Source organism: Nonomuraea dietziae (assembly GCF_014195505.1).
GTDB classification, from domain to species: domain Bacteria; phylum Actinomycetota; class Actinomycetes; order Streptosporangiales; family Streptosporangiaceae; genus Nonomuraea; species Nonomuraea roseola.
Genome location: NZ_JACIBV010000001.1, coordinates 2932464 through 2956738 on the forward strand (window position 1 = coordinate 2932464; position 24275 = coordinate 2956738).

Consider the following 24275-nt stretch of genomic DNA (forward strand, 5'->3'; position numbering starts at 1 on the left):
CCCACCGAAAGGCTGCCAGATGTCCGTCCTTCCGCTGACCGGGGCCCAGACGGGCATCTGGCTGGCCCAGCAGTTCGAGCCGGACAGCCCGGCCTACACCATCGGCTGCTACGTGGAACTGCCCGCCGAACCGCCCGCCGACGCCTCCGTGCTGGCGGCGGCGGTGCGGCGGGCCGTCGAGGAGGCCGAGAGCCTGCACGTGGTCGTCGCCGAGCGCGGGGACGGCCCCGTCCAGACGCCCGCGCCCCCGCCCGCCGGCTGGTCGCCTTCCGTGCTCGAGCTGACCGAGGCGCGGGCCCGCGCGTGGATGGCCGCCGACATGGCGACCGTCGCCGACCTCGCCACAGGCCCGCTGTACGGGCACGCGCTGCTGCAGCTCGACGACGGCAGGCTGTGGTGGTACCAGCGCTACCACCACCTGGTCACCGACGGCTTCGGCATCCTGCGGATCATCCAGCGCGCCGCCGAGCTGTACGGCGGCGCGAAGGGATCCGCAGGCGACTGGTCGCTGGAAGGGCTCGTCGCGGCGGACACCGCCTACCGCGCCTCCGCCGAGCACGCGGCCGACCGCGACTTCTGGCACGGCAGGCTCAAGGGCATGCCCGACGAACCCGCCAGGCTGGTCGAGTGCCCGCCCGTCCCCGCACGCGACGTCGTGCGCAGGACCGTCGAGCTCTCGGTGGAGCGTTCCGACCTGCTGCGCGAGGCCGCCGCCGCCATGGGCACCCGCCTGTCGCGCCTGGCCATCGCCGCCGTCGGCGCCTACCTGCACCGGTCGAGCGGCGAGCGCGACATCGTGCTCGGGCTCCCCGTGACGGCCAGGCGAAGGGGCGAGGACTCCCCCGCGCTGATGTCCAACGTCCTGCCGCTGCGGCTCGCCGTGCGCCAGGCCACCACCGCCGCCGAGCTGGTAGCGGCGGTGGCTGACGAGGTCGGACGGCTGGCCGCGCACGCCCGCTACCGGGGCGAGGACCTGGCCAGAGAGCTCGGCCACCCCGAAGGGCTGCGCTCGCTCATCGGGCCCACGGTGAACGTCATGCCCTTCCACGAGGGCATCAGATTCGGCGAGAGCGCCGCCGCCATCCACTACCTGTCGCTCGGACCTGTCAGCGACCTGTCGGTGGCGGTCTACGACAGGCCCGCAGGACACGGGCTGCGCATCGACCTCGACGCGGACGCGTCGGTCTGCGGTCAGGAGGAGCTCGCCGAGCACGAACGGCGCCTACTGCTCGTGCTGGAGGCGATGGCCGAGCGGCCTCACCTGCCGCTCGGCCGCATCGAGCTGTCCACCGCCCCGCCGCTCGCCCCGCTGCCCGACCTGGCCGAGCTCTCGTGGACCTCCGCCTTCGAACAGCAGGCGGAACGCACCCCCGGCAAGGTCGCGGTCGTGTGCGAGAGCGAGCGGCTCACCTACGCCGAGCTGAACGGCAGGGCCAACGCGCTCGCGCACCTGCTGCGCGCCAGGGGGATCGGCGTCGAGGACGTCGTCGCGGTGGCCGTGCCGCGCTCGGCCGACCTGGTCGTGGCGCTGCTCGGCGTCATGAAGGCAGGCGCCGCCTACCTGCCCCTCGACCCCGACCATCCGGCCGACCGGCTGACCTTCATGGTGGCGGACGCGCGGGCGCGCCTGGTGGTCTCCGTGGCCGGCCACGCCGAGGAGCTGCCGCTGCCCCGCCTCCTGATGGACGAGCTCGGCCCCGAGCCCGCGCCGAACCTGCCCGACGCGGGCGGGGACCGCGCCGCGTACGTGATCTACACCTCGGGCTCGACCGGCCGTCCGAAGGGTGTGGTGGTCACCCACGACGGCGTCGGCGCGCTCATCGCCACCGCCACCGGACGCCTCGGCGTCGACGACACCAGCAGGGTCGCGCAGTTCGCCTCTGCGGGCTTCGACGTCGCCGTCTGGGACCTCATCATGTCGCTGTGCGTCGGCGGCACGCTCGTCGTGGTGCCCGCCGAGCGGCGGGTGGCGGGGGTGGAGCTGACCGGCTACCTCGCCGAGCACCACGTCACCCACATGATCCTGCCACCCTCGCTGGTGGCCGCGCTGCCCGCCGAGTGCGAGCTGCCCGAGGGGGCGGTGCTCGTCGTGGGCACCGAGACCGTGCCGTCCGAGCTGGTGGCCAGGTGGGCGGAGCGGCTTCGCGTCGTGGTCGCCTACGGACTGACGGAGGCGAGCGTCAACTCCACGCTCTGGCAGGCGGAGAAGGGCTGGCGGGGGCCGGTGCCGATCGGCCTGCCCGACCCCGGCACCCGCTGTCACATCCTCGACTCCGCGCTGCGCCCCGTGGCGCCGGGCGTCACGGGCGAGCTGTACGTGGGGGGCCGTGGGCTGGCCAGGGGCTACCTCGGCAGGCCTGGGCTGACCGCCGAGCGGTTCGTCCCCGACCCGTTCGGCGCGCCGGGCGAGCGCATGTACCGCACCGGGGACAGGGCGCGCCTGCGCCCCGACGGGAACATCGACTTCCTCGGCCGCGAGGACGGCCAGCTCAAGATCCGCGGTCACCGGATCGAGCCAGGCGAGGTCGAGAGCGTCCTGATGGCCGATCCCTCCGTCGCCCAGGCCGCGGTCGTCGCCCTCGAGGACCACCGCGGCGCCAAGCGGCTGGTCGGCTACGTGACAGGCTCGGGCGACCTCGACGCGGGACGGCTGCGCGGGCGCGCGGCGAGCGCGCTGCCCGAGCACATGGTGCCGAGCGCGATCGTGGTGATGGAAGGCCCGCTGCCGCTCACCCCGAACGGCAAGCTCGACAGGCGCGCGCTGCCCGATCCCTCCTGGACCGCGCCGGTGGGCGGCGCCGCCCCCTCCACCCCGGCCGAGCGCACGCTCGCCCGGGTCTTCGCCGAGGTGCTCGGCCTGGAGTCGGTGGGCGTCCACGACAGCTTCTTCGAGCTCGGCGGCGACAGCATCGTCGCGATCCAGCTGGTGAACAGGGCCAGGCGGGAGGGTATGGCCCTCACCCCTCGCGAGGTCTTCCTGCACAGGACGGTCGCGGCGCTGGCCAGGGGCAGGACGGAGACGTCCGCCGCGCCCGCCCACGACCCCGGCGTCGGCCTCGCGGCCGAGACCCCGATCGTCGCCGCGCTGAGGCGGCGGGGCGGGCCGATCGACGGCTTCCACCAGTCGGTGGTGGTGCGCCTGCCGGGCGAGCTGGACCCCGAGGTGCTCGTGGGGGCGCTGCAGGCCGTCCTCGACCATCACGGGATGCTGCGCGCGCGGCTGCTGGGAAGCGACGAGGGCTGGGAGCTCGAGGTGCCTCCGCCCGGCTCGGTGCGCGCGGGCGACGTGCTCTCCCGCGCGGGATCGGGGACGGTCGCCGCGCATCGGGCGCGGGCGGCGGCGCGGCTGGATCCCCGTGCGGGGGTGATGCTGAGGGCGGTGTGGCTGGAGGCGGAGCGGCGGCTCGTGCTGGTGGTCCACCACCTGGTCGTGGACGGCGTCTCGTGGCGCATCCTGCTGGACGACCTCGCCCAGGCGGCCCGCGCGCTGTCGGACGGCGCCCGCGTCGAGCTCCCCCCTGTCGCCACCTCGTTCACCCGCTGGTCCCATCTGCGGGAGAGCGATCCTGCCTCCGGCGGCGTGGCGGGGCCCTCGGGCCCCGGGGACCCAGGCGCCGGGGACCCGGGCGCCGGGGACCCGGGCGCCGGTTCCGGGTGGGAGCCGTTCGGGTTGCGGGCGTTGGACGCCTCGCTCGACACCGCGGCGGGCGAGCGCTCGCTCACGGTCTGTCTGCCGGTCGCGAAGACCGCGCCGCTGCTGGCCGAGCTGCCCGCCCGCTACCACGGCACGGTCGACGACGTGCTGCTCACCGCGCTCGCCCACGCTCTCTCGCGCGGACGGCGCGACCCCGTCCAGGTCGACCTCGAAGGCCACGGCCGCGACGGCGACGCCGACCTCACCCGCACGATCGGCTGGTTCACCACGGTCTCCCCCGTCGTGCTCGACCCCCTTGAGCTGGGCGACGCTCCTACGACGGGCGGCGCGATCAAGCGGGTCAAGGAGCGGCTGCGGGCCGTACCCGCCCCGGGCCGGCCCGCCGGCTCGATCCTGTTCAACTACCTGGGCCGCTTCAGGTCCGGTGAAGGCGCGGACTGGGCGCCCGCCGACGACGCCGAGCCGTTGACCGCCGGGAGGGACCCCGGCATGCCGCTCTCCCACCCGCTGGAGATCAACGCCCTCGTCCGCGACGGCGCGGAGGGGCCCGAGCTGAGCGCCACATGGTCGTGGCCCGGCGGGGTGCTCGCCGACGCCGACGTCGCCGACCTGGCCCAGGGCTGGCTGGAGGCGCTGGGCGCGCTCGCCGTCCACGCGGGCGAGCCCGGAGCCGGGGGGCACACGCCCTCCGACTTCCCCATGGTCGCGCTGTCCCAGGAGGAGATCGACGCGCTCGGCCCCGAGCTCGAGGACGCCCTGCCCGCCACGCCCCTGCAGCAGGGGCTGTACTTCCACTCGCTGTCCGACCCCGGCGTCTACACCGTCCAGCAGGTCATCGAGCTGGCGGGCCCCGCCGAGGCGGGCGCTCTGCGCGCCGCGCTGCGCCGTCTGGTGGAACGGCACGCGCCGCTGCGCGCCGGGTTCCTGCGCGGCGACGACGGCAGGGTCACGCAGTTCGTCGTGCGCGACGCGCCCGTCCCCTGGCGGGAGGTCCACGACCAGGACGTGGAGACCGTCGCCGCGCAGGAGCTGGCGCGGCCCTTCGATCCGGCCGAGCCGCCGCTGCTCAGGGCGGCGCTGGTCGGCGGCTCGACGCTCGTCCTGACGCTGCATCACCTGGTCGCGGACGGCTGGTCGGTGCCGATCATGCTGCGGGAGCTGCTGGGCGATCACCGGGCTCGCGTCACGCCGTACCGCGACTACTTCACCTGGCTGCTCGGACGCGACAGGGAGGCGGCGCGCGAGGCCTGGCGGCGAGCGCTGGACAGGCTCGAAGGGCCGACGCTGCTGGCCCCGCAGGAGGGACCTGGAGGGCAGGTGCGCTTCGAGGTCGGCGGCCTGCTCCCGTGGGCGCGGTCGCGGGGGCTGACGCTCGGCACGGTCGCGCAGGGCGCGTGGGGGCTGCTGCTCGGCCGCCTCACCGGCGGCCACGACGTGGTCTTCGGCTCCACGGTCTCGGGCAGGCAGGCCGACGTGGAGGGCGTCGAGTCGATGGTCGGCCTGCTGGTCAACACCGTTCCCGTACGGCTGGCGTGGCGTCCGGACGACCGTCCGGCCGAGCTGCTGGCACGGCTCCAGGACGAGCAGGCCGACCTGCTCGACCACCAGCACCTCGGACTGGCCGAGATCCAGCGGCTGACCGGATTCACCGGCCTGTTCGACACCCTGGTGGCGGTGGAGAACTACCCCATCGAAGGGGACATCCAGGGCATCGCAGGCGTCGAGGTGCGGGACGGCTCGCACTACCCGCTCTCGCTCACGGTCGTGCCGGGAGAGCGGGTGGAGTTCAGGCTCGACCACGCCATCGGCGAGCAGGCCGCGCTCAAGATCGCCGAGGGGCTGCGACGCCTGCTGGAGGCGATCATCGCCGACCCCGGGCTTCCTGTCGGGCGGATCGATCTGGCCGACCCTGAGGGCGCGCCGCTCGTGGGCGCGGTCAGGGAGGTTCCACCGGCGACGCTGGCCGGCGCCTTCGCCGCCCAGGCCGCCCGCACCCCCGAGGCGACGGCTCTGATCTCCCCCGCCGAGCTGCCGGAGGCCGAGCGCTCACGCTCCGAGCTCGCGAACGCCGAGCTCTCCCACGCAGAGCTGTCCTACGCAGAGCCGTCCTACGCAGAGCTCTCCTACGCCGAGCTGGATCGCAGGGCCGAGAGGCTGGCCCGGCGACTGGCCGCCCGCGGCGCGGGTCCCGGCTCGTTCGTCGCGGTGGCGCTGCCCCGCTCGGCGGAGCTGGTCGTCGCGCTGCTGGGCGTGCTCAAGGCGGGCGCGGCCTACGTCCCTCTCGATCCTGGCTACCCGGCCGAGCGCCTGGCCTTCATGCTCTCCGACAGCGGCGCCCGCCTCGTCGTCGGCGGCCGGGACCTCACCCCGCCGGACGGCGTGACCCGCATCACCGTCGACGAGAGCGTTCCCCTGGAGGAGGTGTCCTCCGGCGGTGCGGACGGGGACGCTCCGCGGGCCGCTTCGCCTGACGACCCCGCCTACCTCATCTACACCTCGGGCTCGACCGGCAGGCCCAAGGGTGTGGTCGTCACGCATCGGGCGATCGTGAGCCACCTGGCGTGGGCGCAGGGCGAGTTCGCCATGGACGCCTCCGACCGCATGCTCCAGCAGGCCTCGGCCGGCTTCGACGCCTCGGTCTGGCAGATCTTCTGGCCGCTGTGCTCGGGCGCGGCCGTGGTGCTCGCCGAGCCGGGCGGGCACCTCGACCCCGCCTACCTGGCCACGCTCATCAGGGAGCAGCGGGTCAGCGTGCTCGACATCGTCCCCTCGATGGTGAGGGCGTTCCTCGGCACGGAGGAGGTCACCGCCGACCCCTCGTGGGCCGCCAGCTTGCGCAGGGTCTTCGGCGGGGCCGAGGCGCTGGACGCCGACCTCGCCGACCGCTGGCGTGAGCTGACCGGCGTGCCCGTGGACAACTGCTACGGACCGACGGAGGCCACCGTCCAGGTCACCTGGCAGGACGGCTCCGCGCGACCCGCCTTCCCGGCCCTCGACGCCGCCCGGGTCGCCGGTGCGACCGTGCCGATCGGCGGGCCCGTGTGGAACACCAGGCTGTATGTCTTGGACGTCTGCCTGCGCCCCGCGCACCAGGGCGAGCTCTACGTCGCGGGAGACCAGCTCGCCCTCGGCTACCACGGGCGAGCCGCGCTGACGAGCGAGAGGTTCGTCGCCGACCCGTACGGCCCGCCGGGCACCCGCATGTACCGCACAGGCGACCTCGTGAGGCGGCGCGCGGACGGGGCGCTCGACTTCGTCGGCAGGACCGACCACCAGGTGAAGATCCACGGCAACCGCGTCGAGCTCGGCGAGGTCGAGGCCAGGCTCGCGCGGCTGCGGGGCGTCGCCGAGGCCGTGGTCGTGGCCCGCGAGCACGGCGGCGCCACCCGGCTGGTGGGCTACGCCGTGCCGGAGGAAGGGACGGTGGCCGACGGCGGCGAACTGCGAGCCGCGCTGGCCTCGGTGCTGCCGGCGCCGATGGTGCCGAGCGCGGTCGTCGTGCTGGAGCGGCTGCCGCTGACGCCCAACGGCAAGGTCGACCGCGCGGCGCTGCCCGTCCCCGACGCGCTCCCCCGTCAGGTGCGCGCGCCTGGCACCGCGCGTGAGCGGCTGTTCTGCGAGATCTTCACCGAGGTCCTGGGCGTCGAGGCGGGGGCGGACGACGACTTCTTCGCCCTCGGCGGCGACAGCATCGCCGCGATCGCCGTCTCGGGCCGCGTCCGGGCGATGGGTCTCGCGGTCAGCCCGCGCGACGTCTTCGCCCGCCGTACGCCGTCGGTGCTGGCGGAGGGCGCGCGCGAGGTGGGAGAGGAGCGGGCCAGGCCTGACCTGCTGGGCCTGGGAGAGGAGGAGATGGAGCTGGTGCGCGCGGCCGGCGACGTCGCCGTCGAGGACGTCTGGCCGCTCTCGCCGCTCCAGGAGGGGATCTTCTTCCACTCCAGCTACGACGCGGGCGCGGTCGACGTCTACACCTCCCAGGACGTCTTCGACTTCGACAGGCCGCTCGACGCCGGCAGGCTGCGCGCGTCGTGCGCGGCGCTGCTGGCCCGCCACGCGAGCCTGCGCGCCGCCTTCACCGCGGAGGGGTTGTCGCGTCCGGTGCAGGTCATCCGCGCGGAGGTGGAGCCGCCGCTGCGCGAGGTCGACCTGTCGGGGCTGCCGCCCGCCGAGCAGGAGGAGGCGGTGGCCGCGCTGCTGGCCGAGGACAGGAGGCGCCGCTTCGACCTCGCCGAGGCGCCGCTGATGCGGCTGCTGCTGATCCGTCTGGGCGGCCGTGACCGCGTGGTGCTCACCCACCACCTGATCCTGTGGGACGGCTGGTCGGCCTGGCTGGTGCTGGAGCAGCTGTTCGACGGCCTCGCCGACACCGCGAGCCCCGCAGGACCGAGCGGCCTCGCCGACGACGCGAGCCCCGACCGGCCGAGCGGCCTCGCCGGGCAGGCGAGCCAGGACGGACCGAGCGGCCTTCCCGGCGCAGCGGGTGCCGCGGCTTCGGGCTCCTACCGGGACTATCTCGCGTGGCTGGCCGGCCAGCCGCCCCAGGCGGCGCTGGCGGCGTGGGGCGAGGCGCTGTCGGGCCTGGCCGAACCGACCCTGGTACGGCCTGCCGACGACGGACTGAGCCCGGCGATCGCGGTGAACCTCGACGTCGTGCTGCCCGCGGGCCTGTGCGACCTGCTGCGCGCCACCGCCCGCGAACGCGGGCTGACCCTCAACACCCTGCTCAACACCGCGTGGGCCCTCGTGCTGTCCGCCGCGGTGGGCAGGGACGACGTCGTCTTCGGCGCGGCCGTGGCGGGCCGTCCTGCCGAGGTGCCCGGCGTGGAGGACATCATCGGGATGTTCCTCAACACCGTCCCCGTGCGCATCGCGCTCGACCCGCGTGAGTCCGTGCTCGGCCTGCTGCGGCGGGTGCAGGAAGAGCGGGTGGCGCTGATGCCGTACGAGCATCTGGGCCTGGGTGAGCTGCAGCGGCACAGCGGTCATCGCAGGCTCTTCGACACCCTCTTCGTCCTGCGCGACGCGGGCGGTGAGGAGCGGATGGCCGCGTTCACCCACCGCAACGGCATCGTGGGCGTGTCGGGGGTGGACGCCACCCACTACCCGCTCACCCTCGTGGTGACCCAGGGCGCCAGGCTGCGGGTGACGCTGTCGTACCGGCCCGACGTGATCGGCGGGGACGAGGCCCACAGAACGCTGGAGCGCTTCACGACCGTGCTGGAGCGCCTGATCGCGAGCCCGCACGACCGGGTCGGCGCGCTCGACCTGCTCCTGGACGATGAGCGTTCGCGAGCGGACACATCCAGGCCGCTGCCTCCCGCGACCGTGGCCGAGCTGCTCGCCGAGCAGGCGGCGCGCACGCCCGGCGAGGTGGCGCTGGTCTCGCGCGAGGGCAGCCTCACCTACGCCGAGCTCGGCGCCAGGATCAACCGGCTGGCCAGGCTGCTGCTGGAGCACGGCGCCGCGCCTGAGCAGGTGGTCGCCCTGGCGCTGCCGCGCTCGGCCGACATGGTCGTCGCGCTGTTCGCGGTGCTCCAGACGGGCGCCGCCTACCTGCCGCTGGATCTGGAGTACCCGGCAGAGCGGCTGGAGTTCATGATCGGTGACACCTCGCCCGTGTGCGTGGTGACCACGAGCGCCGTCGCGCTGCCCGAGACGGGGGTGCCGCGGGTGGTGCTCGACGATCAGGCGACCGCGCGCAGGCTCGCGGCCCTGCCCTCCTGCGAGCCTGCCGACGACGAGCGGCCCCGCTTCGCGCGCGGCCTGCCGCACCGGCTCGACCATCCGGCGTACGTGATCTACACCTCGGGGTCGACAGGGCGGCCGAAGGGGGTCGTCACGCCGTACCGCGGGCTGACGAACATGCAGTTCAACCACCGCGAGGCCATCTTCGAGCCGACGATCGCGGCCGCGGGCGGCAGGCGGCTGCGGGTGGCGCACACGGTCTCCTTCGCCTTCGACATGTCGTGGGAGGAGCTGCTGTGGCTGGTCGAGGGGCACGAGGTGCACATCTGTGACGAGAACCTGCGCCGCGACGCCGAGGCCCTGGTCGCCTACTGCGACAGGGAGCGCGTCGACGTCGTCAACGTGACGCCCACCTACGCCCACCACCTCATCGAGGAGGGCCTGCTCGAGGGGCACAGGCCCGCGCTGGTGCTGCTCGGCGGCGAGGCGGTCGCCGAGACCGTCTGGACCGCCCTGCGCGACACCCAGGACACCTTCGGCTACAACCTCTACGGGCCGACCGAGTACACGATCAACACGCTGGGCGCCTCCACGCACGACAGCCCGACGCCCACCGTCGGGCGGCCGATCTGGAACACCCGCGTGTACGTCCTGGACCGCGCGCTGCGCCAGGTGCCGCCCGGCACCCCCGGCGAGCTGTACATCAGCGGGGCGGGGCTGGCGCGCGGCTACCACCGCCGCCCCGGCCTGACGGCCGGGAGCTTCGTCGCCGACCCGTACGGCACGCGGCCGGGCGCCCTGATGTACCGCACAGGCGACCTCGTACGGCTGCGCCCCGACGGCAACCTCGACTTCCTCGGCCGCACCGACGACCAGGTGAAGATCCGCGGACACCGGGTCGAGCCAGGCGAGGTCGCGGCGGCGCTGGAGGAGCACCCGCAGGTCTCCCACGCGGCGGTCGTCGCCGACGGCGGCCACCGGCTGCTCGGCTACGTCGTGCTCCACGACGAGGCGGCCGACCTCGCGGCGCTGCGGCTCTCGCTGAAGGCCAGGCTGCCGGGTTACATGGTGCCCGCCGCGCTCGTCGCGGTCGGCAGGCTCCCCCTCACGGTCAACGGCAAGCTTGACGTGCGGGCGCTGCCCAGGCCCGCCGTCACCGGCGGCGGCGCTGCCCGCCCGCCGGGCTCGGCGCGCGAGCGCGTCCTGTGCGAGCTGTTCGCCGACCTGCTCGGCGTGGAGCACGTCGGTGTCGACGACGACTTCTTCGATCTGGGCGGCCACTCCCTGCTGGCCACCCGCCTGGTCAGCAGGGCTCGCGCCGCGCTCGGCGCCGAGCTGGCGATCCGCGACCTGTTCGAGGCGCCCACCGTCGCCGAGCTGGCGGCGAGGGTCACGCTCTCGCGGCGGCGGCCGGCGCTGACACCCGCCTCGACGCGCCCCGACGAGCCTCCGCTGTCGTTCGCCCAGCAGCGGCTCTGGCTGATCGAGCAGTTGGAGGGCGCCTCCGCGCTCTACAACTTCCCGCTGGTGATGCGGCTGCGCGGAGAGCTCGACCTGGAGGCGCTCGGCGCGGCGCTGGCCGACCTGTCGGCCCGCCACGAGGCGCTGCGCACCCTCGTCGTCGAGCGGGAGGGCCGTCCCTTCCAGCGCGTGCTGCCCCCCGAGCGGGCGCGTCCCGCGCTGGAGCTGGTCGAAGGCTCCCTGGAGAGCTTCCTCGAGCGCCCCTTCGACCTGGCCGCCGAGCCGCCGTTGCGGGCGGGCGTCGTCAGGCTCGGGCCTCACGAGCACGTGGTGGCGCTGCTGCTGCACCACATCGCCACGGACGAGTGGTCGGACGGCCCGTTCCTCCGCGACCTGTCCGCCGCCTACGCCGCCCGCAGGGAGGGGCGGGCTCCTTCGTGGGAGCCGCTGCCCGTGCAGTACGTCGACTACACGCTCTGGCAGCGGGAGTTGCTCGGCGACAGGAACGACCCTGAGAGCCTGGCCGCGCGCCAGCTCGCCTACTGGGGGCAGACGCTGCGCGGCGCGCCCGAACGGCTCGACCTGCCCGTCGACCGTCCCCATCAGGCCAGGCCGAGCCCGGCGGGCGCGCGGCTGGCGGTCGAGCTCGACCCCGAGACCTGCGGGCGGCTGAGGGCGCTGGCGCAGCGGGCGGGGGCGAGCATGTTCATGGTGTGCCACGCGGCCGTCGCGGCGCTGCTGCACCGCATGGGCGCGGGCGACGACCTCCCGGTCGGCGCGCCGATCTCGGGCAGGACCGACGAGGCCGTGGACGACCTGGTGGGCTTCTTCGTCAACACGCTCGTGCTGCGCGCCGACCTGTCGGGCGAGCCGAGCTTCGCCGAGCTCCTCGACCGCGTCAGGGAGCTGGACCTGGCCGCCTTCTCCCACCAGGACGTGCCGTTCGAGGCGGTCGTCGAGGAGCTCAACCCGGTGCGCTCCCCCGACCGCAACCCGCTGTTCCAGGTCATGGTCGGCTACCGCAACAGGGCGGGCGACGACTTCGCGCTGGAGGGCCTCGAGGTGCTCCCGCACCCGTTCGAGGTGACGACCGCCACGTTCGACCTCGTGTTCTCCTTCGTGGAGGGCGAGGGCCTCACCTGCGTGATCGAGTACCGCACCGAGCTGTTCGACCGCTCCACCATCGCGTCGCTGGGCGAGCGGCTGGCGGCGCTGGTCGCCGAGGTCGCCGCCGATCCCGCACGCCCCGTCGGCTCGGTCGAGGTGCTCGTCGGGGGAGAGCGCGAGCGCGTCCTCACCGGCTTCAACGGCACCGACCGCCCGGTGACCGAGGAGAGCCTTCCCGCGCTGTTCGGGCGGATGGTCGCCGAGCGCCCCGACACCGTCGCGATCGTGGACCACTCCCCTGCGGTCACCGGGGGCTGCCACGCGGCGCCTGACGGCGCGCGGTCGCTCACCTACGCGGAGCTGGACGCGCTGTCGGACCGGGTGTCCTTGTTGCTCGCCGAGCACGGTGTGCGCGCCGAGAGCGTGGTCGGGGTGGCGCTGCCGCGCTCGGTGGAGAGCGTGGCGACGATGATCGCCGCGACCAAGCTGGGCGCCGCCTTCCTCCCGCTCGACCTGGCCCACCCCGCCGACCGGCTGGCCTACATGGTCGCCGACTCGGGCGCGCGGGTGGTGGTCGCCGCCGCCCCGATCGACGGGCTCGACGTGCTGCTGCTCGACCCCGGCCGCCTGCCCGACGGGCCCGCCCCCGTCCGTCCGGCCGTGGCGCGGGACCAGGCCGCGTACGTCATCTACACCTCGGGCTCGACGGGACGCCCCAAGGGAGTGGTCGTTCCGCACCAAGGGCTCGCCAGCCTGCTCGCCACCGCCGTCGACAGGATGGGGCTCACCCCTGACAGCAGGGTGCTGCACTTCGCCTCCATCGGGTTCGACGTGACCGTCTTCGAGCTGTGCATGGCGCTGTGCCACGGCGGCACGCTGGTGCTGATCCCCGACGAGGCGAGGGTGCCCGGCAGGGAGCTGACCGACTTCATGACCCGGCAGCGGATCACCCACGCCATGCTGCCGCCCTCGCTGGTGGCCGCGCTGCCCGAGGGCTGCTCGCTCCCCGAGGGCTGCACGGTGCTGGTCGGCACCGAGACCGTGCCGCCGGGCGTGATCGAGCGGTGGGCCGGACGGCTGCGCCTCATGGCGGCCTACGGGCTGACCGAGGCGACGGTGAACTCGACGCTCTGGGAGGCCCGTCCCGGCTGGACCGGCGCGGTGCCGATCGGGGTGCCCGATCCCAACACGCGCGCCTACGTGCTCGACGATCGCCTGCGTCCCGTGCCGCCAGGTGTGGGGGGCGAGCTGTACATCGCGGGCGACGGCCTGGCGCGCGGCTACCTCGGGCGTGCGGCGCTGACCGCCGAGCGCTTCGTGGCCTGCCCGTTCGGCCCGCCCGGCAGCAGGATGTACCGCACCGGCGACAGGGCCAGGTGGAGGGCCGACGGCTCACTCGACTTCCTCGGCAGGGCCGACGACCAGGTGAAGATCCGCGGCTTCAGGATCGAGCCAGGGGAGGTCGCGGCGGCCATGACCAGGCACCCCTCGGTCGCCCAGGCGGCCGTCGTCGTCGACACCGGCGGCCCCGAGCCCCGGCTGGTCGGCTACGCCGTGCCGGCGGGCCCGCCGGAGGGCTCCTCACAGGCGCGCGGCGCGCTCGATCCCTCGCAGGTGCGCGCGCACGTGGCAGGGCTGCTGCCCGCCGCGATGGTCCCGTCCGTCGTGGTGGTGCTCGAAGGGCCGCTGCCGCTCACGCCCAACGGCAAGCTGGACCGCGCGGCGCTGCCCTCGCCCGACTGGTCGGCGCTCGCGGGCGGCTCCCGTCCGAGCACCGGCGGGCAGCGGGTGCTGGCCGAGCTGTTCGCGGAGGTGCTCGGCCTGCCCGAAGTGGGCGTCCACGACAACTTCTTCGAGCTCGGCGGCCACTCCATGTCCGCGATGCGGCTGATCGGCAGGATCAGGACCCGGTTCGACACCCGCCTCTCGCTCAGGGCCGTCTTCGACGCCCCGACCGTCGCCGCGCTGGCGGACAGGCTCGCGGCTGACGCGCTCAAGAGCCTGGACGAGAGCGCTCGCACCGGGCAAGAGGCGGGCGAGGGCGCGGGGGGCGGCACAGGGCGGCGGGTGCCGCGGCGGAGGGCGCTGCCCGCCGCGCCCGCCCAGGAGTGGCAGTGGACCAGGCAGGGCGAGGGCCGCCCCTACGACATGGCCTTCGCGCTCCGCTCCCCCGTCCAAGGCGCGGCCGCGGCGGCGCTGGCCGACGTCGCCGCCCGCCACGAGCCCCTTCGTACGGCCGTGGCGATGAGGAACGGACTGCTCGTGCAGGAGCCCGCCGCCCAGTGGCTGGAGCTCGTCGGGGTGGACGACCTCGACGAGGCGCTCCACACGCTGGCGGCCGAGCCGGCCGACCTGGAGGGCCGCCCGCCGCTGCGGGCCAGGCTGCTCACCGACCCCTCGGGTGGCAGCGCGCTGCTGCTGACGATGCACTACCTCGGCGTGGACGAGTGGTCCGTGGTGCCGCTGCTGCGCGACTTCGCCACCGCCTACCAGGCCAGGACCAAGGGCCTCGCCCCCGCGTGGGAGCCGCTGCCCTTCGGCTACGCCGACTACACGCGATGGGCGCACGAGACCGACGACGGCGGACAGCTCGCCTACTGGCGGCGAGCGCTGAGCGGCCTGCCGCGCGAGCTGGCGCTGCCGTACGACAGGGCGGGCTCGAACGGCGCCGCGCGCACGGACGGCGCGCCGCGGCGGGGTGACTTCCTGCGGGTCGCCTTCGACGAGGAGTTGCAAGCGGGCATCGACAGGCTGGCCGCCGAGACCGGCGTGAGCAGGTTCATGGTGCTGCACGCGGCGCTGGCCGCGCTGCTGACCGCCAGGGGCGCGGGGACCGATCTCCCGATCGCCTCCCTGGTCGCGGGCCGCGCGGAGGATGGCCTCGCCGACCTGGTGGGGTGCTTCTTCAACACCGTCGTCCTGCGCACCGACACCTCAGGCGAGCCGGGCTTCCGCGAGCTGCTCGCCCGGGTGCGCGAGACCGACCTGGCCGCGCTCGACCGGCAGGACGTCGCCTTCGACAGGGTGGCGAGGGCCCTCGGCCTGACCGCCCCGCAGGTGATGCTGGTCCACCACGAGCAGGCCGACCTCGGCGGGCTGGTCTTCGAGCAGATCCCGACGGGCGCGCTGCTCGCCGACCTGACGCTCAGCTATTTCGAGCCGCGCGGCGACGCTCCCGTGGTGTGCCTGCTGGAGTACGCGACCGGCCTGTTCGACAGGTCCACGATCCAGTCCCTCGCGGACGACCTGGTCCGCATCCTGACGACCGAGACAAGGAGAGACGCATGAGCACCAACCCGTTCGACGACCCCGAGGGCCGCTTCCTGGTGCTGGTCAACGACGAGGGCCAGCACTCGCTCTGGCCGTCCTTCGCCGAGGTGCCCGCCGGGTGGCGGACGGTGTTCGGCGAGGAGGCCCGCGACGCCTGCCTGGAGTACGTGGAGCGAAACTGGACCGACCTGCGGCCCCGCAGCCTCGTGGAGGCCATGGAAGCGGGCGGGGCCGCGGGCTGACTAGGGCGCGCGGTGGCCCGACCAGGCCGCCCACAGCGTCGCGTAGCGCCCTCCGGCGCGCACGAGCTCGTCGTGCGTGCCGGTCTCGGCGACCCGCCCCTGGTCGAGCAGCACGACGTGGTCGGCGGAGGCGGCCTGGGTGAGCCGGTGCGCGACGACGAGAGCGGTCCTGCCCTCGATCGCGGCGGCCGCCGACGCCTCCAGGGCCCTCGCCCCGGCGCTGCCCGCCTCCGCCGTCGCCTCGTCGAGCACGACGACGGGAGGATCGGCCAGCACGAGCCTGGCCAGCGCGAGCTGCTGGGCCTGCGCGGCCGTCAGCCGGTGCCCGCCGTCCCCCACGACGGTGGCCAGGCCGTCGGGCAGCGCCCGCGCCCAGCCCAGCGCCCCCACCCGGTCGAGCGCCTCGGCCAGCTCGCCGTCGCTCGCCTCCGGCCTGGCCAGCCTGAGATCCTCGGCCAGCGGGCCGGCGAACACGTGCACCTCCTGCGTGACCAGGGCGACCGAGCGGGCAGGGCCGTCCACGGTGATCGAGCCGCTGTCCGGCGGGTGGATGCCCGCGATGAGCTTGGCCAGCGTGGTCTTGCCCGCGCCGCTCGCGCCGACCAGCGCGACGCGCTCCTTCGCCGCGAGGTCGAGGTCCACCTCGCGCAGCACGGGATGTCCGCTCCTGTAGGAGTAGCCGACGCCCCGGACGCCGACAGCGGCCGCCGCCCCCGAGGCCAGCGCCGGAGCGGGCTCGGCGGCGGCGCCGACCACGCCGACCAGCCTCGCCAGGCCAGCGCCCGCGGCCTGGGCGTCGTCGACCAGCCCGAGCGCGATGTTGATCGGGGTGAACAGGCTGTGGAAGTAGAGGGCGGCGGCGCCTGCCGTGCCGATGCTCACGCCGCCGCTCCGCACCAGCAGGAACCCGGTCACCAGCACCGCCGACAGGCCGACGAACTCCGCGAGGTTGAGCCTGGCGTAGAACCTGGTCACCAGCCTGGCGCCGCGCAGCACGAGATCCACCGCCGCCGACGACCTGGTCGCGACCAGGCCCACGTGCTCGTCGCCGAGCCCGAACGCCCGCACGGTCGAAGCACCGCCGACCGTGCCGAGCAGTTGCTGCTGCTGGGCGCCGACGGCCACGCGCTGCGCGGCGTACAGTGGGACGGCGCGCCCGGCGTACCAGCGCAGCGTGTGGATCTGGATCGGCGCGGCCAGCAGCGCGACCAGCAGGAACCTCCAGTCGAGGACGGCCAGGCCCACCAGCGTGAGCCCGATCGTCAGCACCGAGCGGGCGAGGGCGGGAAGGGCGTCGCGCACCGCGTTGGTGATCACCGAGACGTCGCCGGTGACGCGGGAGGTCAGGTCGCCGGAGCCGGCCCGCTCCAGCTGGTCGAGCGGCAGGCGCAGCGCCCTGTCCACGAAGCGTTCGCGCAGCGTGGCCAGCATGCCCTCGCCGAGCTTGGCGATCAGCGAGACGCCGATCGCGGTGGCCACGCCGTGCCCGACCGCGATGGCCGCCAGCCAGGTGACGGGCTCGGTGATCGCGGCCGCCGGGCTCGACCGGCTGACCAGATCGATGATGTGGCCCAGCACGGGGGCGGTGAGCAGGCCGATCGCCGTCGCCGCCACCAGCACGGCGAAGCCGCCGAGCGCCGTCAGCCGGTGGGGGTGGGCCAGCTCGCGCACCGCCGCCCAGGTCTGCGCCGCGTTCGCGGTGGGCAGCAGTTCGCGCTCCTCGGAGGTCGCCATGGGTCCTCTCCTCGTGGCACTCACGTCAGGACCGTGGCCCTGTAGGTCTCGTGTCCTTCGACGAGCTCGGCGTGGGTTCCGCAGGCGGGCGGGCCGCCGCCGTCCACGAACACCACGCGGTCGGCGGCGGCCAGCAGCGCGGGACTGGTGACGACCATGATCGTCGTCCGGCCCTGTCGGGCGGCCCTGACGCCGTCGGCGATCCTTGCCTCGGTGGCGGCGTCGACGGCGGTGGTGGGGTCGTGCAGGACCAGCACGGGCGGGTCGGCGGCCAGGGCCCGGGCGAGGGCCACCCGCTGGCGCTGGCCCCCCGACAGCGACAGGCCCCGCTCGGTCAGCGGGGTCAGCAGGCCGTACGGCAACGCGCCTGCCACCTCATCGGCCCCCGCGGCCACCATCGCCGTCTCGGGAGCCGGCGTCTCCGGCGGCGCGGACGCCGAGGGGGTGCCGGTTGCCGGGGTGCCGGTTACCGGGATGGCGGCGGTGATGTTGTCGAGGAGGGTGCCCTCGAACAGGTCGGCGTCGTGCTCGGCGACCACGATCGCGCGGCGCAGTTCGGCGGGGTCGAGGCCGGTCAGCGGCGCGCCGTCCAGCTCCACCACCCCCGCGTCCGGATCGGCCGTCCTGCCGAGCACCCGCAGCAGCGCGTGCGCCACCGCCGCGTCCCTCGTCACGACGCCCAGCAGCTCACCAGGAGCCACCTCGAAGCTGACCGCCCGCAGCGCGCCGTAGGAGACCTCGCGCAGCGCGATCGCACCCCTGACCGGACGCGAGGGGGTGGCCTGGCCGCCCGTCACGGCGGGCGGCGAGGACAGCACGGAGGCGATCCGCGCGGCCGACGCCCTTCCCTGCGCGAACTCGCCGTTGGCCCACGCCAGGATCGACAGAGGGCTGAGCAGGAACTGCGCGAGGCCGACCGCGGCCACCAACTGGCCGACGGTGATGTCGCCCTGGGCGGCCAGTCGTCCTCCGACCAGCGCGACGACGGCGATGAACAGGCCGGTCAGCACGAGCATGCCGCCGTCGTGCCAGGCCTGGGCGCGGGCCGCCCGCAAAGTGGCGGCCAGGGCGTCCCTGCTGGTGCGGCGGTACCTGGCGACGGCGGCGTTCTCCGCGCCGATGCCCTTGAGCACCCGCAGCCCCGCGATCAGGTCGGCCGCGACGCCCGAGGCGCGGGCGGCGCGCTCCTGCTCGGCCCCGCTGCGCCGTTCGAGCGGCTTGCCCAGCAGGTGCGCGAGCATCAGCAGCGGCGGAATGCCCAGCAGGACGAGCAGCCCCAGCGGGAGCGAGACCCGCAGGAGCGCGATCCCGCCCGCCAGCAGGCCGGCCAGCGCCGCGACGGCCGCTGCCATGGCGACGTTGACGGCGCCGACCCGTTTGGCGTCGGAGGTGGCGACGGCGACCAGCTCGCCTGGCAGCCGCCCTGTCTCGGCCCCGCCCCTGGGCTCGAGGACGCGCTCGGTCAGCTCGATCCGCAGCCGGTGCGCGGCCTGCTCGGAGGCCCGTTCGGCGGCGCGGAAGCTGAAGCGGTAGCTGGAGGACAGACCTGCGAAGACGACGGCGAGCGCGGCGATCCAGAGCAGGAGCGCGCCGCCGTCGCCCGGCGAGATGGCCTCGTCGATGACCACGCCCACCATGACGGGGACGAGGGCTTCACCGGTCTGGTGGCCGGCGGCGAGCAGGGCGCCCGCCGCGGACTGCTTCCACTGTCCGGTGACGGCGCGCCGCAGCACGTCACGGCCGTTGATGGGCACTTGCTCGTCCCTCCGGTCGCCAAGATCAGGCAAACATAAGGTAAGCCTAACCTAATGGCCGGGTCACGGGGAGGGCAGGCGGCCCGAGTCGACGGAGTCGAGCACGCGCGCCGCCCCGCCCAGGGCGGCGGCGCCGTACCCGAGGGTGGAGGCGACGATCTCGCAGCCGCCGAAGTCGGCCGCGATGCTCAGCGCCCGCGCCTGATCGGCCGCCGCGGGCAGCAGCCAGGGTGCGAGCGGCACGTAGTAGCCGCCGAGGATCACCGCGTCGGGGTCGAGCAGGTTGGCCGCGATCGCGATGCCCCTGCCGAGGTCGCGGCCCACCGTCGCGAGCTGGTCGAGGGTCGCCGCGTCGCCCGCCTTCGCCCTGCGGACGACCTCGTCGATCTCCGACTCCACCTCAGCGGGGTCGGTGGTGGAGACGAGCACGCCGATGCCCGCCACCGCCTCCAGGCAGCCCGTACGGCCGCAGCGGCACCGCGGCCCCTGCGGGTCGATCTGGATGTGCCCGATCTCGCCGCTGAAGCCCTGGCCGCCGCGGCGCAGCCGTCCGTCGAGGATGACGCCCGCGCCGACGCCCACCTCGCCGGTCAGATAGACCAGGTTGGGCGTGCCGCCGAGCGGCCCGAAGCGGTGCTCGGCCAGGACCGCCAGGTTGGCGTCGTTCTCGACCTGGATGGGGAAGCCGGGATCGCGCAGCGCCTTGGCCAGGTCGCCGGCGAGGTCGACCTCGTGCCAGCCGAGGTTGGGCGCCACCCTGACCGTGCCGTCGGTGCCGATCAGCCCGGGTACGGCGACCGCCACCCCGAGCACCTGCCGCTGGTCCTTGGTCATGCGGTTGACCACGCGCCTGGTGAGGGCGGCGACCGCGGCGACCGCCTGGGCGGGCGTGGCGGTGGCGCCGGGGAAGGCGCGCCGCCACGACAGCAGCCGCTCTCCCGACAGGTCGACGGCGACCGCGGTGAGGTAGTCGACGTTGACCTCGAGACCGATCGACGCGTACGGCGAGCCGTCGAGGACCAGCATGGTGGCGGGCCGTCCGACGCGGTTCTCCGTCAGGCCGGTCTCGCGCACGAGCCTGCGGTCGATGAGGTCGGCCACCAGGCTGGAGACCGTCGCCTTGTTGAGCCCCGTCGAGGCGGCGATGTCCGCCCTGGAGCACGGCGCGTTGTCCCGCACGAACCTCAGCACGACGGCCAGATTGGTCGCCCGGACGTCGCCGAAGTCCGCAGGCCGAGGGCCTGTTGAGGAAGTGATCAAGATCAGCCCCGTTCCCGATCGGCCTGGCAGGCCCCATCATGCCGCAACAGCGCGCCCGTTCACCAATCCGTGACGCCTTTCCCTTGTGGGAGCGGTGCCACTGGACTAATTTGTTTGGCTAGCAGACGAACTAACCTTACATGGAGGGAGCACGCCGTGACCACTCGCCGCGGATTCCTCGGGCTGGTGGGCATGAGCGCCCTGGCCCTGGCCGGCTGCGCCACGCCCAGCACCCGCAAGCCAGGCTCCGGAGGCGCCACCGCGGCAGCGGCCGACAAGCTCAAGACCCTCATCCCGACCTACGTCCCGTTCGCGGGGGTGAAGCCCGACCTGCCTGGCACCGTCTCCACCCTGCCGGGCGTCCCCGACATCAGCGGCGGCTTCACCCGCTACCCCGCCAGTCCCGCGGCGGCGCTCACGCAGAAGGCGGGCAAGGGTGGCTCCTACAAGGCGATGACCCCGCTGTGGGGTCCCCCTCCTCCTGGGCTGGCCGGCAACTCCTACTTCCAGGCGGTCAACGCCGACATCGGCGCGACGGTCGAGTTCCAGATCTCCGACGGCACCACCTACGCCGACAAGGCCATCGCCAGGCTCGCGGCGGGCGACGTGCCCGAGCTCATGGTCATCCCCAGCTGGGAGATCGAGAAGATGGCGGACTTCAACACCGCCGTCGACAGGGCCTTCGAGGACCTCACCCCCTACCTGCAGGGCGACAAGGCCAAGCCGTACGCGTTGCTGGCCAACCTGCCGACGGCGGCCTGGCAGTGGTCGGTGTGGAACGGCAAGCTCATGGGCGTCCCCTACCCCACCGAGCCCTTCCCCTTCGCGCTGCTCTACCGCAAGGACGAGTTCGAGAAGAACGGATGGAACCAGAGCCCGAAGAGCGCCGAGGAGCTCTACCAGCTCGGCAAGGAGATCACCGACCCCAAGGCCAGGCGCTGGGCGTTCGGCGACATCCACGAGATGGCCTGGCCGATCTTCAAGGTGCCCCAGGATTGGCGGCTCGAGGGCGGCAAGCTCGTGCACAAGTACGAGACGCCCGAGTGGCAGCTCATGCTGGAGTGGATGCGCAAGCTCTTCGCCGAGGAGCTCATCCATCCCGACGTGGCCAGCAGCAAGGGCGCCAACGAGAAGGAGCTCTTCGCCGCCGGCAAGATCGTGGTCTACCGCGACGGCCTCGGCGGCTGGAAGGAGCTGCTGCAGCAGCACACACCCAAGAACCCGTCGTTCGAGCTGGGCGCCTTCCCCGTGTTCGCGCACGACGGCGGGACGCCGATCATGTACCACAACAACGCCGCAGGCATCTTCACCTTCATCAGGAAGGGCCTGCCCAAGGCGCAGGTCGAGGAGTTGCTGTCGATCCTGAACTGGTGCGCGGCGCCGTACGGGACCAAGGAGTACGAGCTGTCGAACTTCGGGGTCAGGGGCAAGCACTTCGAGCTCGACGCCGCCGGCACCCCCAAGCTGACCGAGCTCGGCACCAAGGAGGTCGCCTACACCTACGGCTTCCTCGGCGGACGCCCGCTGTACGTGGACTGGCCCTTCCCCGAGGCGGCCAAGGCCAACGTGGAGTGGCAGAACGCCACCTTCCCCTTCATCGAGAAGACCCCCTTCGACGGCATCAGGGTGCAGCGGCCCTCCAAGTACTCAGGCCTGCAGGTGCCGACCGAGGACAAGTTCACCGACATCATGCGCGGACGCCGCCCCGTCGGCGACGCCAAGCAGATCGTGACCGAATGGAAGCGCGACGGAGGCGACGAGGCGCGCGAGTTCTACATGAAGGTCCTGCGGGACAACGGCCGTGCTTGAGCAGGCCGAACGCTCCGGGCCTGCGGGCGACCTGACCTCGCCCGCAGGCACCGGTCGCCGCCGGGGGAAGGCGTCGGCGCTGCGGGTCAGGCTGCGGCGCGACTGGCAGCTGCTGCTGATGGTCTTCCCCGCCATCGGGCTGCTGCTGCTGTTCCACTACGTGCCGCTGCTCGGCAACGTGATCGCCTTCCAGGAGTACTCGCCCTACGTGGGCATCGGCGACAGCCCCTGGGTGGGCCTGGCCAACTTCCAGTGGCTGCTCATGGACGAGAGCTTCTGGCAGGCGACGCTCAACACCCTGTTCATCACCGCCTTCCAGCTGATCTTCTACTTCCCCGTGCCGATCGCGCTGGCGATCCTGCTGGACAGCGTGGCCAGCAGGCGGCTGCGCATGCTCATCCAGAACATCGTCTACATGCCGCACTTCTTCTCATGGGTGCTGGTCGTCACGCTGTTCCAGCAGATGTTCGGAGGCGCGGGACTGCTGGCGCAGACGCTGCGCGCCAACGGCTACCAGGGCGTCGACATCATGACCAACCCCGACACCTTCGTCATGCTGGTCACCGCCGAGTCGGTGTGGAAGGACGCCGGCTGGGGGATGATCATCTTCCTGGCCGCCCTGGCCGCCATCGACCAGAACCTCTACGAGGCCTCGGCCGTGGACGGCGCCTCCCGCTGGCGGCGCCTGTGGCACATCACGCTGCCGGGGCTGCGTCCGGTGATCATCCTGCTGCTGATCCTCAGGCTGGGCGACGCGCTGAACGTCGGCTTCGAGCAGTTCTTCCTCCAGCGGGACGCGGTCGGCCGCGACGCCGCCGAGGTGCTCGACACCTTCGTCTACTGGCGCACGATGCTGACCGGCGAGTGGAGCTACGGCGCGGCGGCCGGGCTGGTCAAGGGGCTGGTCGGCCTGATCCTCATCCTGGTGGCCAACAAGCTGGCCCACCGCTTCGGCGAGCAGGGAATCTACAAGCGATCATGAATGTCTGGGAAGAGAAGCCCTCGAGGCTCGGACGGCTGGCGAAGGGCGCGATCCTCACCGCCATCGCGGTCTGCGTGCTGTTCCCCCTCTACATGGTGGTGCTGACCAGCCTGTCCACCCAGGACGCGGTGGCCAGGGCCGGCGGCCTGGTGACCGTGCCGGGCGAGCTGTCCCTGGGCGCCTACCAGGAGCTGTTCTCCGGCGGCGTGGTCAGCAGGGCGGCGATGGTCAGCGTCGGGATCACCGTCGTCGGCACGCTGATCAGCGTCACGGTCACCGCGCTGGCCGCCTACGGCCTGTCGCGGCCCGGCTCGGTGATGCACAGGCCGCTGCTGTTCCTGGTGCTGCTGACCTTCCTGTTCAGCCCCGGCATCATCCCCAAGTACCTGCTGGTCAGCTCGATCGGGCTGATCGACTCCTACTGGGCGCTGATCCTGCCCGGCGCGGTGGCCGCCTTCAACCTGGTGGTGATGCGCGCGTTCTTCATGAGCATCCCGCAGGAGGTCATGGACAGCGCCCGCATCGACGGGGCGAGCGAGTTCACCGTCCTGCGCAGGATCGTGCTGCCCATGTCGAAGGGCGTCACGGCGGTGATCGCGATGCTGTACGCCGTGGGGTACTGGAACAACTTCTTCGACGCCGTCCTCTACCTCAACGACAACGCCAAGTGGCCCCTGCAGATGGTGCTCAGGCAGTACGTGCTGCAGGGCCAGTCGATGTTCGTCGGCCAGGGCGGCGACACCACGATCGCGGGCCGGGCGCTGCCGCCCGACCTGGCCATCAAGATGTCGATCGTGGTGGTGGCGCTGCTGCCGGTCCTGGTGGTCTACCCGTTCGTGCAGAAGCACTTCACCAAGGGAGTGATCATCGGGGCGATCAAGGGCTGAGGCGCCACTCGTCCAGGAACTCCTCGATGTCGTAGGGCATCAGGTTGAGCGGCGGCCCTGACATCGCCTTGCGGTTGCCCTCGACGATCTTCTCGTTGATCTCTTCGAGAATGCGTCTGACCTCGGCCTCCGTGGTGGCCCCCCGCGCCTGCGCCAGGGCGGCGTGGGCCTCCTTGCGCAGGGCCAGGGAGGGCGGCAGCGGCATGGACAGGTTCTCCTCCGCCAGCTTCCTCTTGACCCACCACAGCTCGTCGGCGATCTCGTTCCTGTCGGGCAGCGGTTTGCCCGCGCCCGGAAGGTTGTCGAACTCGCCGCGCTCCTGCGCTTCGCGGATCTGCCTGTCGATCAACGTCTCGAAGCGATCGGTCATGGGCGTTCCTCCCGCGTCTCAAGGGACCTCTCCATCCTGACACGCGCCGGCCCCGCCCC

Annotated in this window: 9 protein-coding genes; 5 read left to right on the forward strand and 4 right to left on the reverse strand. The window is 73.4% G+C overall.

Features of this window, described 5'->3' with window-relative positions; all coding sequences use genetic code 11:
• Nucleotides 1–19 precede the first annotated feature (19 nt).
• Together FHR33_RS14065 and FHR33_RS14070 are read left to right on the forward strand one after the other, a co-directional pair.
• Complete coding sequence (locus FHR33_RS14065; RefSeq protein WP_183647025.1) at nt 20–15196, forward strand: non-ribosomal peptide synthetase; 15177 nt, start codon at nt 20–22, stop codon at nt 15194–15196.
• The gene (locus tag FHR33_RS14070) at nt 15193–15420 is read left to right on the forward strand and encodes an MbtH family protein (RefSeq protein ID WP_183647028.1); all 228 of its coding nucleotides are present in this window, start codon (nt 15193–15195) and stop codon (nt 15418–15420) included. The genes FHR33_RS14065 and FHR33_RS14070 overlap by 4 nt, the downstream gene beginning before the upstream one ends.
• Here FHR33_RS14070 and FHR33_RS14075 read toward each other — a convergent pair whose 3' ends face one another.
• The 3 genes from FHR33_RS14075 to FHR33_RS14085 form a co-directional block, all read right to left on the reverse strand.
• Nucleotides 15421–17154, reverse strand: coding sequence for an ABC transporter ATP-binding protein (locus tag FHR33_RS14075; RefSeq protein WP_183647030.1), 1734 nt, complete (start codon nt 17152–17154; stop codon nt 15421–15423). It lies immediately after the preceding gene.
• A 20-nt stretch (nt 17155–17174) separates the two neighbouring features.
• The gene (locus FHR33_RS14080; protein ID WP_312895532.1) at nt 17175–18908 is read right to left on the reverse strand and encodes an ABC transporter ATP-binding protein; all 1734 of its coding nucleotides are present in this window, start codon (nt 18906–18908) and stop codon (nt 17175–17177) included.
• Between the two features lie 63 nt (nt 18909–18971).
• Entirely contained in the window at nt 18972–20168 is a 1197-nt protein-coding gene (locus tag FHR33_RS14085; protein ID WP_183647033.1) for an ROK family transcriptional regulator, read from the reverse strand.
• 156 nt (nt 20169–20324) lie between these two features.
• On the opposite strand from FHR33_RS14085, the gene FHR33_RS14090 reads away from it, so the two are divergent.
• Genes FHR33_RS14090 through FHR33_RS14100 form a run of 3 tightly spaced genes read left to right on the forward strand, consistent with a single transcriptional unit; the run spans nt 20325 to nt 23846 of the window.
• On the forward strand, nt 20325–21977 hold the full coding sequence (locus tag FHR33_RS14090) for an extracellular solute-binding protein (RefSeq protein WP_312895533.1): 1653 nt from the start codon (nt 20325–20327) through the stop codon (nt 21975–21977).
• Nucleotides 21970–22959, forward strand: coding sequence for an ABC transporter permease (locus FHR33_RS14095; RefSeq protein WP_376773145.1), 990 nt, complete (start codon nt 21970–21972; stop codon nt 22957–22959). Before FHR33_RS14090 ends, FHR33_RS14095 begins: the two co-directional genes overlap by 8 nt.
• On the forward strand, nt 22956–23846 hold the full coding sequence (locus FHR33_RS14100; protein WP_183647035.1) for a carbohydrate ABC transporter permease: 891 nt from the start codon (nt 22956–22958) through the stop codon (nt 23844–23846). The genes FHR33_RS14095 and FHR33_RS14100 overlap by 4 nt, the downstream gene beginning before the upstream one ends.
• Here the strand turns inward: FHR33_RS14100 and FHR33_RS14105 are convergent.
• Nucleotides 23836–24216, reverse strand: a complete 381-nt coding sequence (locus FHR33_RS14105) for a DnaJ family domain-containing protein (protein ID WP_183647038.1) — start codon at nt 24214–24216, stop codon at nt 23836–23838. The genes FHR33_RS14100 and FHR33_RS14105 overlap by 11 nt on opposite strands.
• Between the last annotated feature and the right edge of the window lie 59 nt (nt 24217–24275).

Bases quoted from the DNA above. Each gene is read 5' to 3' on its own strand.
- FHR33_RS14065 (WP_183647025.1), top strand. From the start codon at position 20: ATGTCCGTCCTTCCGCTGACCGGGGCCCAGACGGGCATCTGGCTGGCC.
- FHR33_RS14070 (WP_183647028.1), top strand. From the start codon at position 15,193: ATGAGCACCAACCCGTTCGACGACCCCGAGGGCCGCTTCCTGGTGCTG.
- FHR33_RS14075 (WP_183647030.1), bottom strand. From the start codon at position 17,154: ATGGCGACCTCCGAGGAGCGCGAACTGCTGCCCACCGCGAACGCGGCG.
- FHR33_RS14100 (WP_183647035.1), top strand. From the start codon at position 22,956: ATGAATGTCTGGGAAGAGAAGCCCTCGAGGCTCGGACGGCTGGCGAAG.
- FHR33_RS14105 (WP_183647038.1), bottom strand. From the start codon at position 24,216: ATGACCGATCGCTTCGAGACGTTGATCGACAGGCAGATCCGCGAAGCG.